The organism is Paenalcaligenes hermetiae (genome assembly GCF_039543645.1).
Lineage (GTDB): Bacteria > Pseudomonadota > Gammaproteobacteria > Burkholderiales > Burkholderiaceae_B > Paenalcaligenes > Paenalcaligenes hermetiae.
Map to the genome: position 1 here is coordinate 122,636 of NZ_BAABKD010000009.1, position 14,067 is coordinate 136,702.

Sequence of the window (14,067 nt, forward strand, 5' to 3'; positions counted from 1 at the left end):
GAGGACTCACCATGCTAGAAACTGTTGTAATCCGCGATCGAGACTTAGGCACCCCAGCCTCCACCTATACAGAAACCGTTACGCTTACCATTGACGGACATTCGGTTACTGCGCCTGTTGGCACGTCCTTATTACGGGCAGCGGCCATGGCCGGTATCCAAATACCCAAGCTCTGTGCTACAGACAGTCTGGAGCCCTTTGGCTCATGCCGTCTCTGCTTAGTTGAAATTGAAGGGCGACGCGGCACCCCCGCTTCCTGTACAACGCTGGTTGAAGACGGTCTTGTCGTCACTACAGAAAACGCCAAGCTAAACCAGCTGCGTAAAAATGTGATGGAGCTGTATATTTCCGATCACCCTTTAGACTGCTTAACCTGTGCAGCAAACGGAAACTGCGAGCTCCAGTCTACGGCCGGTCAGGTTGGTTTACGCGAGGTTCGCTATGGTTTTGATGGCGCCAACCATCGAGATGCTTGCGCCGATATCACAAACCCGTATTTTACTTTTGACCCTAAGCTATGCATTGTATGCAATCGCTGCGTGCGCGCCTGTGAAGAAACCCAAGGCACTTTTGCCTTAACCATTGATGGCCGCGGCTTTGAGGCGCGAGTCAGTGCTGGGCAAAACCAAAGCTTTATGGAAAGTGACTGCGTGTCCTGCGGAGCCTGTGTGGCGGCCTGCCCTACGGCCTCGTTAATGGAAAACACCGTCATCGAACAAGGTCAACCCGATCATGCTGTCATTACGACCTGCGCTTACTGTGGTGTTGGTTGTGGACTAAAAGCCGAAATGAAAGGAGATGAGGTCGTCCGCATGACTCCTTGGAAAGACGGCAAAGCCAACCGGGGCCACGCCTGCGTTAAAGGACGCTTTGCTTGGGGCTATGCCACACACCAAGACCGTATTACTACGCCGATGATTCGTCGTAGTATTCACGACCCATGGCAACCTGTTTCATGGGAAGAAGCCTTAACCTACGCCGCCAGTGAAATCCGTCGTATTCAATCCCAATACGGTACCCATTCCGTGGGGGGGATCACCTCGTCCCGCTGCACTAACGAGGAAACCTATTTAGTGCAAAAACTGATTCGCGCGGCGTTTGGAACAAATAACGTAGATACCTGCGCCCGTGTTTGCCATTCCCCCACCGGTTATGGTTTAAAACAAACCCTAGGGGAGTCTGCTGGAACGCAAACCTTTGACTCCGTCATGCATAGCGATGTCATCATGGTGATTGGCGCCAACCCCAGCGATGCGCACCCTGTCTTTGCCTCGCGCATGAAGCGTCGTCTACGCCAGGGCGCGAAACTGATCGTTATTGACCCACGTGCAACGGATCTGGTGTCTTCCCCCCATATTCGCGCCGACTATCATTTAGCCCTACGCCCCGGTACGAACACCGCATTGCTCTCGGCTTTAGCCCATGTGATAGTCACCGAAGGTTTAGTTGACGAGGACTATATTCAATCCCGCTGTGAGGCAGATAGCTTTGATGCCTGGAAAGCCTTTGCTATGCGCCCAGAAAATTCCCCCGAAAATATGGCAGAAGTCACGGGCGTACCTGCAGAGCAAATCCGTGGCGCAGCGCGTCTATATGCCACAGGCGGTCGCGCCGCGATTTATTATGGCTTGGGGGTAACAGAACATAGCCAAGGCTCCACAACTGTTATGGCGATTGCTAACCTAGCCATGGCTACTGGCAACATCGGTGCCGAGGGCGTTGGCGTTAACCCTTTACGTGGCCAAAATAACGTTCAAGGTTCATGCGACATGGGTTCTTTCCCCCATGAACTGCCAGGTTACCGTCATATCTCCGATGAGCAAACGCGTCAACAGTTTGAGCAAGAGTGGGGGGTACGCTTATGGCCCGAGCCCGGCTTACGTATTCCCAATATGTTCGATGCGGCGATCAGTGGCTCTTTTAAAGCCCTATACTGCCAAGGCGAGGACATTGTACAATCCGACCCTAACACCCAGCACGTGACCGCAGCCTTATCCGCGATGGAGTGCATCATTGTTCAAGACCTGTTTCTTAACGAAACAGCCAAATATGCACATGTATTCTTACCCGGCTCCTCTTTCTTAGAAAAAGACGGCACCTTTACGAATGCCGAACGTCGTATTTCGCGGGTACGTAAGGTCATGGAACCCAAAAGCGGGATGGCTGACTGGGAAATCACCTGCGCCTTATCGAACGCACTCGGCTACCCCATGCATTACAACCATCCTAGCGAAATCATGGATGAAATCGCCCGCCTTACCCCTACATTTACTGGTGTCAGCTATGAGCGTATTGAAGCACTAGGTGGTAGTGTGCAATGGCCATGCAACGAACAAGCCCCGGAAGGCACTCCGATTATGCACGTAGACCATTTCGTACGCGGCAAAGGCCGCTTTATGGTCACCCAATATGTGCCCACCTCGGAGCGTAGCAACCGTAAATATCCTTTGCTCCTGACCACCGGACGCATTCTGTCTCAGTATAATGTAGGGGCACAAACACGACGCACTGCCAATACACATTGGCATGCAGAGGATATCCTCGAGATCCATCCACACGATGCTGAAGATCGCGGCTTAAAAACCGGCGACTTTGTCACGATCACCAGCCGTACTGGGGAAACCGTATTGCGCGCAGAGGTCAGCACACGTATTCAGCCTGGTGTGGTCTATACCACTTTCCACTTCCCTGAATCCGGTGCTAACGTGGTCACCACCGATAACTCGGACTGGGCCACAAACTGTCCTGAATACAAAGTGACCGCTGTACAAGTCCAAAAAGTCGTACAGCCAATTTCCAACTGGCAAAGCCAATGGTCTGATTTCCATCAACAGCAACAGGAGCTACTTACTGCTCACCAACAAGACGAAACGGATACAGCCGAACTGTTACTCAACGAAAACCATTAACTATGTCATCTATAAGCGCTACTTTTACCGCTGCCGACACAGACCTGTCGGCCGCTCACCAAGCTCAGTCCATCTGGCGGCAACCCCGCCATGGACAGCGCTTAACCCAAGTCGATGCTATCGCCACGGAAGTCCCCGTGGCCTTGCAATACAACGGCATTAATCATGCCGTTCTACTTGCTACCCCTACCTTTCTAGAGGATCTAGCCCTTGGCTTTTCTTTTACAGAAGGGATTATTCGTCACGCCAGTGATATCTATGACATTACGCTCCAGCAAAACGCACAAGGATATGTGGTCGATATTGAAATCGCCTCTGCCTGTTTAAATCAGCTAAAGCAACGCCGGCGACAACTGGCCGGACGCACCGGCTGCGGGTTGTGCGGCTTAGAAAGTCTCAGCGAGGTACAACGCGATTTGCCTATGTTAGCGCCACCTATACATCGCTACTCTCCAACCGCCGTTTTTGCAGCACTAGACCAACTACGCGCCAAACAACCCTTGCATCAAATAACAGGTGCTACTCATGCCGCGGGCTGGGCTGACTTAAATGGCACCATTCACGTAGTACGCGAAGATGTAGGTCGACATAATGCCTTAGATAAGCTAATTGGCCAGTTGCTTAGTCAATCCAGCCTAGTGATCAACCAGGGGTTGATTGTGGTGTCTAGCCGCGCCAGCTTTGAAATGGTACAAAAAACTGCTGCTATAGGCGTGCCCGCCTTAGTTGCCGTATCCGCTCCTACTAGTTATGCCAAACACATTGCAGAGGAGCTGGGGTTATTATTAATCGCTTTTGGCAGAGAAAAACAATTTAGCGCGTATAGCCACGCCGAATACTTAACGGAGGAAGACCATGCAAGTTGATCCCTTAATTCCCATGATTAACCGCATTGGTGAGTTTTTTCAGGCGCAGCCCGATCAACAAGCTGCACAAAAGGAAATCGCTGATCATGTGCGCTTATTTTGGGAGCCTAGAATGCGCCAAAGCATTTTGGATTTCTTAACACAACACCCTGATGGGCAAGCAGGTACACTTCGCCTACATCCGCTTGTTGTCGCTGCTTTACATGCCCACAAAGAATCCTTGCTGCCAAAACTAAGCGTGTAACTGGTTTGGTGTCGCTGCTTCTGCCACCGCTTGGTGTAAAAAAGCGATCACTCCAAACCAAAGCGTTTTATTCGCTGTAGCTAAATCCACTACCTGCGACGCCACATCGCAATGTAAACGAACGGGGACATGCGGGGGCTGTAAACCTGCCGCTACCCCTTCAAAGTTATACCATTGCACACGATAATCAAACCCGCTTTGCTCTAGCTGCGCTACCACCTGCTTAAAGTAGGCGCTACCATGATGCGCCTTACCAGAGGCCATCAATAAAGGTCCTTGTAACTGATCAACCGCTATTAATTGTGCCTCAAACTGTGATGTAGCAGGTTCCCACGCAATCACTGCCGATACCTCTAGGCTAAACCGAACACCTAATAATAAAGCTAACTGCGCACCCTGCCCTGTTCCACATACAGCCACAAACTGATGCTTAGGCTTGCATGATTCACGCAACCAACGCAAAGCACACTCAAACAGAGCCAGGTCCTCTTTAGACGCCTCTGCAGCAGGAGTATGGGCATAATCCAAGGCCAATGCCATATAACCCCGCGCTGCATACAAAGCCGCCAGCTCTTCTTGTACGGGCTGCTCCGCTGCCGACTTTAACACTAACACAGCAGGCTTATCCCCCGCAAAAGTGGGTACAAAAAACACACCTTTTACACCATCTTGATCTAGTTCCACCCGCTGTACTGTTTCTGTGGCTAAACGCTGCGTTAATACCGTTTGCGCTTGTTGCCCCTCTGATGACACATCGATTTGTGTGTGCAAAGCATGATGCACAGACAAAGGGTATACATCCTGAGTGGCCGCATTTTCTGGTCGTTGCTCATACAACAACTGCAAAGGCAAAGCCGTCTCCATCCCCTCAGGAACCGCTGTGCTCAAATCTACCTTGCCTTGCGCATCACTCTTGTAAACCAATTGACTACGCCATACCTGACCGCCCCCGCGTTCAGTCATGGTTTGCACCGTCACTAACTGATGGGCCGCAGCACCACTGATCGTAATTTTGCGATCAATATCAATCAAACTATCTGGAAAATCGATGGCGATTTGAAGCATATAAAGCCCTCTTTTGCGTAGAAAACAAGACCGCTATTGTACTAATTACAACCTAAAAATAAGAAAAAGCCCATGCTGAGCATGGGCTTTGGTATTACAAAACTAATATATGTTATTAGCTATTGTCTTTAACGCGATAAACCAATACTGCGCAAGGCGCTAGGTTCAGAACTTTAGCCGTCACACTACCTAACAGCAAACGAGAAAGACCACTACGACCATGACTACCAATAAAGATTAAATCGCAGCCTTCCTCGGCAGCGGTGTTTGCCACAGCATCGGCAACATTAAAATTAGAGACAGAGCGCGAGGAAGCTTTTACCCCGGCTGTTTCAGCACGATCCAAAACCGCTTGAATGTATTTGCTGGACTGTTGCGCAGCCGTTTTTTCGTAGTCTTCGTCTGTGATAGCATAGGCTGCAGCCATCCCATCAAAACCGACTGTAGCCGCAAAAGGCTGCGTAACGTGCAATGCTACAATTTCAGCACCAATCTGACGAGCAAATGCCACGCCTTTGTTTGCGGCTTGAGCGGATAAAGTAGAACCGTCGGTAGGAATTAAGATTTTTTTAAACATGGTCTGCCCCAATGATGAAGTGATTAGTTAAGAGTAATACTTACTTTGTAACTGAGCAAGTTTGCATCCAAGCTTTATTGATGCATATCAATTTTGTTGTGCTAATTGATAAAGGTTGGCACAACGTGCGCCACTACGACAATAAGCCAAAATTGGTTTTGGCATGGTTTGATAGATTTGCTTGAATTCCTCTACGTTATCCCATGTAATGGAGCCAGATACTACGGGCTGATACTGCACCGCTAAACCCGCAGCTTGAGCAGCCTGAATCATCACATCCGACTGCGGCTGTGAGGCGTCCAACTCATGATCTGGACGATTAATAATCACGCTTTTAAAACCAGCCTGTGCAGCGGCTTGCATATGTTCAGGTTGTAACTGGGGGGCAACAGCAAACTCTGCGGTAATGCTGTGGAATTCAAAACTCATTCATTTCTCCGCTAAACGCATAGATCCATTATCTATTTAGTTTAGATGAATTTGAGTAAATCAACCACCTAATTAATCCCTAAAACTAAAGCTGTACTTACTTAGTAAATCGATACACACTAATTAACATTATTTCTTAATTTTTGAATAGCCTTATGTCACAACCTGCTTATACCATTGCTGATATCGAAAATTTAGTAAACGAATTTTATGGTGCCATTCGTCAACATGAACAACTGGGCCCTATTTTTAATCGTCACATTTCAGACTGGCCAACACATTTGGCCACAATGGTGGACTTTTGGTCATCGTTATTATTAAAAACCCAACGCTTTTCTGGCTCACCCATGATGAAACACGCTGCTATTCCAGACCTATCAGCAGAGCTTTTTGAGCAATGGCTCGATTTATTTCACCAAACCTGCCAACAACAAACCTGCAAACCGCTTGGTAATGATGCCTGGGCTTTTGCCCAACGCATTGCTCGCAGCCTGTGGATGGGCTATCAAATCCAGCATAATCCCCAGCGCACCCCCACCGAGCTACAACTACGCCATTAAAAAAGCTGGGGTAACCCCAGCTTTTATTTAATCAAAAGGTACTGGACGTGGTGTGTTGTCATGTGATGGTGGCAAAATCGGCAAAGTGATTTCAGGCTGCTTACCGGTTAAAGATTTTAAAAAGGCAACAATTTGCGCATTTTCCTCATCAGTAAAATGACGTCCCAACTGTAAACGCCCCATAATATCTACTGCCTCGGTGAGTGTGTCTACCGCCCCGTCATGGAAATAAGGATAGGTCAGCTCTACATTACGCAATGTAGGAACTTTAAAGCTAAAGCGGTCTGCGTCTTTGCCTGTTACCGCGGCACGCCCCTCTGCGGGGTTTGTTGTTTGATACGGTTCGATTAAACCCATTTTTTGGAAAGACGTTCCGCCCAAGTTCACACCATTGTGACACGCAACACAACCGCTATTTTTGAAAAGCTGATAGCCTGCAAGCTGTTGCTCAGTGAGCGCATTGTCATCACCTTTTAACCAGAGATCAAAAGGAGCATCCGGTGTAACTAATGTTTCCTCAAAAACAGCAATCGCATCGGTGATCTCATCAATACCAAAGTCTTCTTTACCATAAACGGCATTAAACTCAGCCACATACTGTGGAATAGAGCGCAACACCTCTACAGCTAGCTCATGCGTAAATGCCATTTCTTTTGGATTAGCAATCGGACCACCTGCTTGCTCTTTAAGTGTGCCGGCTCGCCCATCCCAAAACTGGGCCATATTAAGACTAGAATTTAAAACAGTAGGAGAGTTAATAGGGCCTTCTTGCCAGCGATCCCCAATCGAAGTTTTAAGATTATCCGACCCTCCCATACTTAGGTTATGACAGGAGTTACAGGAAATAAAACCGGATTTTGATAAACGAGGATCAAAAAAAAGTTTTTTACCTAGCTCGACTTTGGCTGGGTCTGTGATCTCGGCAGGAGTAATGGGCTGCACCGGTTCATTGCGCACCGAAGCGGCCGAGGCTCCAAATGCCATACCCATCACTAATAATGCAGCAGATAATCTAAAGCTCAACATAGCGTATTCCCATAATAAAAGGTGAATAGCGAACCGGTTGCTGTATATCCCTACTTATAACATGGGTATCTGTTTGTAACAAACCATATAGGGGTTAGTGCTAATAGCCTTAAATTATTTAAAGCATAAAAAATGCTCAAAAAGGCACAGATACCTTTTTGAGCGTTAGCTACGCCGTTAGTAGCTAGTTAAGCAGCAGAAAATTCGTTAAACGCTTGCTGGGCTTTCATACCGTACATTAAAGAGGGGCCGCCACCCATGTACACCGCTGTATTGATGACCTCGTCAAACTCTTCACGGGTAACCCCCAGTTTTACTAAAGCTTGTACATGGAAGCCAATACAGGCATCACAACGGATGGCAATAGCAATACCTAAAGCAATGAACTCTTTGGTTTTAGCATCGAGAGTGCCATCTTTAGAGGCAGACTGCGCTAATTTAGAAAAGTGTCCCATGACCTCTGGCTGGTTTTTGCCAAACGCAGCCATTTCTTTGCTTAATCCTGCAGTTAAATCTTTAAAACTCATCGTGTTTCCTAAAAAATGATCAGCACAACGACTGACGCAAAACGCGCAGTAGCTGCAGCACAATGGGATGATCTAATGAATAAAATACGGTTTGGGCTTCTTTACGCACCGTGACCAGTTGTTCTTTGCGCAACACGGCCAAATGCTGCGAAAACGCAGACTGACTCAGTGTCGACTGCTGCCAAAGATCACCTGCAGATTTTTCACCCTGAGCTAAAGCACAAAGGATGAGTAAACGTTCCTCGTGAGCGATGGCCTTAAGCAGTGCCGCAGCTTGTTGAGCATGCGGCTGGATTTGATCGCGCAAATTCATTATTTCCATACTTGCTAATTTAGCAAAATCTAATATAAAAAGCAAAAATAGAAAAACCCCAAGTCTAACTTTTGCCATGGCTTGGGGTTTTTACAACAGATACGATAAAGCAGCGACTAAACGTTAAACAAAAAGTTCAACACATCCCCATCTTGGACAATGTAGTCTTTGCCTTCGGCACGCATTTTACCGGCCTCTTTGGCTCCTTGCTCACCTTTATATTGAATAAAGTCTTCGTAAGCAATGGTTTGCGCGCGAATAAAACCACGCTCAAAGTCCGTATGAATCACTCCCGCTGCCTGCGGGGCTGTGGCACCAACGGGTACAGTCCATGCACGAACTTCTTTAACCCCCGCTGTAAAATAGGTTTGTAAGCCTAACAGAGTATAACCAGCACGAATCACACGATTCAGCCCTGGTTCTTCCATGCCCATGTCCTCAAGGAACACAGCCTTATCCTCATCATCGAGTTGCGCAATCTCTGCTTCGACCGCCGCACACACCGCCACAACGGGAGCATTTTCTTTAGCAGCGTAATCCTCGACCAGTTTTAAATAAGGGTTATTCTCAAAGCCGTCCTCTTTGACGTTAGCTACATACATAGCAGGCTTAGCTGTAATAAAACAAAAAGTTTTGATAGCAGCCTGATCCGCCTCATCAAAATCTAAGGCCCGTACAGGAGTGCCCTCGCCTAAGGCAGCAATAATACGCTCTAACGCGTTACACAGACGAATTGCCTCTTTATCACCAGAGCGCGCGGTGCGCTGGTTACGCTGCAAAGCTCGCTCAGCACTTGCTAAATCCGCAAGCGCGAGTTCAGTATTAATGACCTCGATATCGGCAATAGGATCTACCTTGCCCGAAACGTGCACCACATTGTCATCTTCGAAACAACGCACCACATGCACAATGGCATCGGTTTCACGAATATTAGCTAAAAACTGATTACCTAAACCTTCGCCTTCAGATGCTCCTGCCACTAAACCTGCAATATCAACGAATTCCACCACAGCAGGTAAAACACGTTCTGGCTTTACGATTTCAGCAAGAGGCACTAAGCGAGGATCCGGTACCTCTACCACCCCCACGTTTGGCTCAATCGTACAGAAAGGGTAGTTTTCTGCTGCAATCCCTGCTTTGGTGAGCGCATTAAATAAGGTGGATTTACCTACGTTGGGTAGCCCAACAATGCCGCATTGAAGAGACATGGCATTCCTAAAAATGAAAGTAGATGAAAAGAAAAGCGATATTATAACGAGTTAATGAGCAAGATCAGGGTTCAATCGCATAATGGCCATAATTAACAACAACGGCCCAGCATTAAATAATGCATGCAAAATGATACTGGCTCCAACCCCACGTCGTACACGTAACCACGCCAATACCAACCCAGTGACAAACTGAGGCAAAATCAGTAACGGTAACGTATAAAGCTCAATCTGATCGAATTTAAAATTATATAAATGCAACGCCGCAAATAAAACCGTAGACCCATAAAAAAACCACGCAAAACGACGGCAATACCAACGGTACCAACGCCAAGGCCACTGTGCCCCCAAACCGATTTGACGCCATAAGGCTGGCTGGGAGCCTGCAGTAGCAGGTCGCCAAATAAGCAACACCACTACAGCCAATGCTACCGTCACCGTTACCGTTTGCGGCCCGCTCAATAAGCACCATAGCGTCACAGGAATCAACCAAAAAAACTGCGAGGGGCGACGCAACACATAACGAAACACCATTTCCTCAATGAGCGGCGCCCATAAAATGGCCTGTTTCCAAGGTATTCGGCCAAAATCTAGCTTATGCTCGGCGCCAGCAGAAGTCGCCACCATGGCAGCCAAGGGGCCAAAAACAGTAATATTGATAAGCCATAAAAAGGCCACCCATTGCAATAAGCGCTTTACCCCTAAGCCATTGGTCCAATCGGTTACCCAACCATGCCCAAGATCTTGCTGCGCAAAACGTGGGGCTAAGCGCGGTTGACGTAAAAACCACCAAAAGTCTTGTAGCTCTTGCTTAAAGCTTAATGTGTTCACGCATTGCCCCCATGTAATTGCCGAGTGGCCAGCTCAAAATCCCCCTCGAGTAAAGCAGAAAGGATGGCTTCGCTACGCCACAGTGCATCCTCTATGGCCTCACGCTCTTGAGCGCGCGGCGCGCTTAGTACAAAAGCAGCTACCTGTTGCGCTAAACCCAAAGAGCGCGGATGCCCAATACCTATACGTAAACGCCAAAAATCCGGACTAGAAAACACTTGCTGAATATCACGCAAGCCATTGTGCCCAGCATGCCCACCCCCTTTTTTTAATTTCGCCTGCCCAGGCAATAAATCAAGCTCATCGTGTAATACCAATACCTGCTCGGGCTGCAATTTATAAAAACGCATCAGTGCGCCAGCTGCCTGACCTGATCGGTTCATAAACGTCGTTGGCTTGGCGAGAATAATCGCTTGCCCATTGTGACGACCTTTGGCTACCCAAGCAGACATGTTTTTTTCTAAGCTAAAGCTAGCATGCAACTTTTGTGCATAAGCATCGGCTAACCAAAACCCAGCATTATGACGGGTTTTCTCATACTCGGCCCCTGGATTTCCCAGCCCTACAATTAAGCGTATTCCTTCAGACATATCTCTACCTAAAAAGCAGCCACAGACAAAATGCTTTGATTTTACGTCATTTCAATAAAAAACCCCTGCTATGTAGCAGGGGTTTTTATCAAGCATAGCGTTAACGCAATGCGCTGTAATATAAATATTACTCTGCGCTTGGCTCTTCGGCTGCTTCGCCTTCGCCACCATCTTCACCGTCTTCGCTTTCTTCTTCAGCACCACCACCCACGGCCAAAGCTGTTGCCAGGGCAGGATCTGGATCGGTGCTTGCACCGGCGTATTCGACGCCCTCGGGCAGCTCAATCGCAGATAGGGTAATGGTTTCACCCGCATCAAGGTTAGCCAAGTCCACATCGATGGAAACAGGTAAGTTAGCTGGCAAACAAGTGATCTCTAGATCCACTAGAAGCTGGCTAATTACCTGAGCATGTAGCTTAACAGCGGGGCTGTCATCGCCGTTGATGAAGTTCAACGGTACACGTGTAGTAATAGGCTGATCAGCACGTACACGCTGGAAATCAACGTGTAAAACCTGAGGTTTGTAAGCATGCCACTGCACAGCACGCAGCAATACTTTTTCGACCTTACCGTCCAAATCCATGTCTAGAATAGAAGCATGGAAAACGTCTTTACGTAAGTCGTGGTAGATTTGGTTGTGGTCGAGCGTGATAGCGACTGGCTCAGCGTTACCACCATAAACAATAGCGGGAACTTGGCCAGCACGACGCAGGCGGCGGCTCGCACTCGATCCCTGTACATCGCGCTTAAAGGCTTTGAATTTCATGGGAAAACTCCAAAATTGCGGTATTTCGCAAACAGTTAAAAACGCCAGGTGCCGCGACCAGCACCTAACGAGAAAATTTAATCAACAAATAACGAGCTCACAGACTCAGCGTTAGAGATGCGCAACATGGTTTCGCCCAGTAGTGCTGCACAAGAAAGCTGACGGATCTTACTGCATGCTTTTGCTTCGGCAGAAAGTGGAATGGTATCCGTTACAACCAGCTCGTTCAATTCAGAGTTATTGATGCGCTCAATGGCTTCGCCAGATAAAACAGGGTGAGTACAGTAAGCATAAACTGCTACAGCACCCCGTTGTTTCAGCGCCTCGGCAGCTTTACATAGTGTGCCAGCCGTATCCACCATGTCATCCATTAAAATACATGTACGACCATTGACATCGCCAATAATGTTCATGACTTCGGACACATTCGCACGAGGACGACGCTTATCGATAATCGCCAGGTCGGCTTCTAGCTGTTTAGCTAAAGCGCGAGCTCGCACTACCCCACCAATATCAGGGGAGACCACAACCAAGTCTTTGTAATTACAGCGCCAAATATCACCTAAAAGGATAGGGGAGGCGTAAATATTATCGACAGGTATATCAAAAAAGCCTTGAATCTGATCCGCGTGCAAATCCATAGTCATAACGCGATCTACGCCTACGACTTGAAGCATGTTTGCAACGACTTTAGCAGAAATGGCGACGCGCGCAGAACGCGGACGACGGTCTTGGCGGGCGTAACCAAAGTATGGAATCGCCGCGGTAATGCGACCGGCAGAGGCACGACGCAAGGCATCGACCATTACCATGATTTCCATTAAATTGTCATTGGTGGGAGCGCAGGTTGGCTGTAATACAAAAACATCGCGACCGCGCACGTTTTCGTTGATTTCGACCATGACTTCTCCGTCAGAGAAGCGACCTACGGTCATTTTGCCAAGAGACATGTCTAAGTGATTTGCAACATCTACAGCCAAACGTGGGTTTGCTGTACCGGTGAAAATCATGAATCGGTCATGTGCCATGATGTGAGGGACGTAGATATGATTTGGATGCGTGACGAAAAAATAAAGCCGTTGACCACAATCAACGTGATGATGTGGCTCAACAGCTTTATTATGACGCAGACCTAAAGGTCTGTAAATGTATGGCTGGGGATGAAGGATTCGAACCTTCGCATGCCGGAATCAAAATCCGGTGCCTTAACCAGCTTGGCTAATCCCCAAATTCTTTCAACCAAGTATACAGCGGATGAGTATTTAACCCATTTACCACCCATCGATCTGAGGGCATTTGCATCGTTGGCTGTCCGTGCAAAATTATACCGCTTAAATAACTGTTTTGTCTAGTGGCTTGCTCTTTGTCTTTAAACCCAACAAAAACACAAGAACCCGACCCAGTCATTCTAGCATGTAAATCGTTTTTACGCAAGCCCTGTAACAAAATCTTAATTTTTGGAGCTTGTTTACATGCCACAGTTTCTAAAACATTTTCACCAAAAAACAAAACTGAATGATTTTTTTGTGGATCAATGCTTATTAAAGAATCTGTAAAGTCTGTAATTATGACGGGCTTTGAATCTCTTGTCAAGCCCTGATCTTGAAAAATAGCCGGCGTACTCACAAAAACGTCAGGCTTAATCAGTAAATAACTTAAATTGGGTAGAGTTATTGCCTGTAATTGCTCACCAATTCCCTGAGCAAATGCGCTCTGTCCAAAAATAAAAACCGGCACATCCGCTCCCAGTTGCACACCAAGCTGCATGAGCTGGGTACGACTTAACCCAGTTTGCCATAATCGGTTTAACGCAATGAGGGTGGTTGCTGCATTACTGGAGCCCCCTCCTAAGCCGGCTCCAGCAGGTATTCGTTTATCACAAGCAATCGTGGCACCAAAATGTGTCCCTGTAGCACGCTGTAATAATCGAGCTGCTTGAATGATTAAGTCGTCATCCTCGGTTAATCCGGCTAAGCTCTGCCCTGCTCGCGTAATCACCCCATCATCGCGACGCTGAAAGTCCAGATAATCGCATAAATCCACAAAGGTAAAAACGCTTTGGAGCAAATGATAGCCATCGGAGCGCCGCCCCACAATATGTAAAAACAGGTTCAGCTTTGCCGGTGCTGGCACACGCTCCAGACTCAGTACAGCCA

Annotated in this window: 16 protein-coding genes and 1 tRNA gene; 4 read left to right on the forward strand and 13 right to left on the reverse strand. The window is 47.7% G+C overall.

The window, feature by feature from the left end; genetic code table 11:
• Positions 1-11: 11 nt before the first annotated feature.
• From fdhF to ABD980_RS06300, 3 genes are read left to right on the forward strand one after another with little or no spacing between them, the layout of a single operon-like run.
• The gene (fdhF, locus tag ABD980_RS06290; protein ID WP_345370409.1) at positions 12-2,909 is read left to right on the forward strand and encodes a formate dehydrogenase subunit alpha; all 2,898 of its coding nucleotides are present in this window, start codon (positions 12-14) and stop codon (positions 2,907-2,909) included.
• Between the two features lie 2 nt (positions 2,910-2,911).
• Positions 2,912-3,775 (forward strand): formate dehydrogenase accessory sulfurtransferase FdhD, encoded by an 864-nt coding sequence (gene fdhD, locus ABD980_RS06295; protein ID WP_345370411.1) that lies wholly within the window; start codon positions 2,912-2,914, stop codon positions 3,773-3,775.
• Complete coding sequence (locus ABD980_RS06300; protein ID WP_260649332.1) at positions 3,765-4,019, forward strand: formate dehydrogenase subunit delta; 255 nt, start codon at positions 3,765-3,767, stop codon at positions 4,017-4,019. Before fdhD ends, ABD980_RS06300 begins: the two co-directional genes overlap by 11 nt.
• Here the strand turns inward: ABD980_RS06300 and ABD980_RS06305 are convergent.
• From ABD980_RS06305 to ABD980_RS06315, 3 genes are all read right to left on the reverse strand, one after another.
• A complete protein-coding gene (locus tag ABD980_RS06305; RefSeq protein WP_345370413.1) occupies positions 4,008-5,084 on the reverse strand; it encodes an acyl-CoA thioesterase/BAAT N-terminal domain-containing protein in 1,077 nt (358 codons plus the stop codon). The genes ABD980_RS06300 and ABD980_RS06305 overlap by 12 nt on opposite strands.
• A gap of 115 nt (positions 5,085-5,199) precedes the next feature.
• A complete protein-coding gene (locus ABD980_RS06310; RefSeq protein WP_260649334.1) occupies positions 5,200-5,661 on the reverse strand; it encodes a universal stress protein in 462 nt (153 codons plus the stop codon).
• A gap of 87 nt (positions 5,662-5,748) precedes the next feature.
• A complete protein-coding gene (locus ABD980_RS06315) occupies positions 5,749-6,090 on the reverse strand; it encodes a protein tyrosine phosphatase family protein (protein ID WP_260649335.1) in 342 nt (113 codons plus the stop codon).
• Positions 6,091-6,245: 155 nt separating this feature from the next.
• Between ABD980_RS06315 and ABD980_RS06320 the strand changes: the two genes are divergently transcribed.
• Positions 6,246-6,650: a group III truncated hemoglobin gene (locus ABD980_RS06320; RefSeq protein ID WP_345370416.1), complete on the forward strand. Its 405-nt coding sequence runs from the start codon at positions 6,246-6,248 to the stop codon at positions 6,648-6,650.
• Between the two features lie 27 nt (positions 6,651-6,677).
• Here the strand turns inward: ABD980_RS06320 and ABD980_RS06325 are convergent, their stop codons facing one another.
• From ABD980_RS06325 to ispE, 10 genes are all read right to left on the reverse strand, one after another.
• Entirely contained in the window at positions 6,678-7,676 is a 999-nt protein-coding gene (locus ABD980_RS06325) for a cytochrome-c peroxidase (RefSeq protein WP_345370418.1), read from the reverse strand.
• 188 nt (positions 7,677-7,864) lie between these two features.
• Positions 7,865-8,203 (reverse strand): carboxymuconolactone decarboxylase family protein, encoded by a 339-nt coding sequence (locus ABD980_RS06330; RefSeq protein ID WP_260649338.1) that lies wholly within the window; start codon positions 8,201-8,203, stop codon positions 7,865-7,867.
• 19 nt (positions 8,204-8,222) lie between these two features.
• Positions 8,223-8,525, reverse strand: coding sequence for an ArsR/SmtB family transcription factor (locus tag ABD980_RS06335; protein WP_260649339.1), 303 nt, complete (start codon positions 8,523-8,525; stop codon positions 8,223-8,225).
• Positions 8,526-8,632: 107 nt separating this feature from the next.
• A complete protein-coding gene (gene ychF / locus ABD980_RS06340) occupies positions 8,633-9,724 on the reverse strand; it encodes a redox-regulated ATPase YchF (RefSeq protein ID WP_300648313.1) in 1,092 nt (363 codons plus the stop codon).
• Positions 9,725-9,775: 51 nt separating this feature from the next.
• A complete protein-coding gene (locus tag ABD980_RS06345; RefSeq protein ID WP_300648315.1) occupies positions 9,776-10,555 on the reverse strand; it encodes a CPBP family intramembrane glutamic endopeptidase in 780 nt (259 codons plus the stop codon).
• Complete coding sequence (gene pth / locus ABD980_RS06350; RefSeq protein ID WP_300648317.1) at positions 10,552-11,145, reverse strand: aminoacyl-tRNA hydrolase; 594 nt, start codon at positions 11,143-11,145, stop codon at positions 10,552-10,554. Before pth ends, ABD980_RS06345 begins: the two co-directional genes overlap by 4 nt.
• A gap of 127 nt (positions 11,146-11,272) precedes the next feature.
• A complete protein-coding gene (locus ABD980_RS06355) occupies positions 11,273-11,911 on the reverse strand; it encodes a 50S ribosomal protein L25/general stress protein Ctc (protein WP_300648319.1) in 639 nt (212 codons plus the stop codon).
• A 77-nt stretch (positions 11,912-11,988) separates the two neighbouring features.
• The gene (locus ABD980_RS06360) at positions 11,989-12,939 is read right to left on the reverse strand and encodes a ribose-phosphate pyrophosphokinase (protein ID WP_260649344.1); all 951 of its coding nucleotides are present in this window, start codon (positions 12,937-12,939) and stop codon (positions 11,989-11,991) included.
• A gap of 123 nt (positions 12,940-13,062) precedes the next feature.
• Positions 13,063-13,139, reverse strand: a tRNA-Gln gene (locus ABD980_RS06365).
• Positions 13,130-14,059, reverse strand: coding sequence for a 4-(cytidine 5'-diphospho)-2-C-methyl-D-erythritol kinase (gene ispE, locus ABD980_RS06370; protein WP_377536148.1), 930 nt, complete (start codon positions 14,057-14,059; stop codon positions 13,130-13,132). Before ispE ends, ABD980_RS06365 begins: the two co-directional genes overlap by 10 nt.
• Positions 14,060-14,067 lie beyond the last annotated feature (8 nt).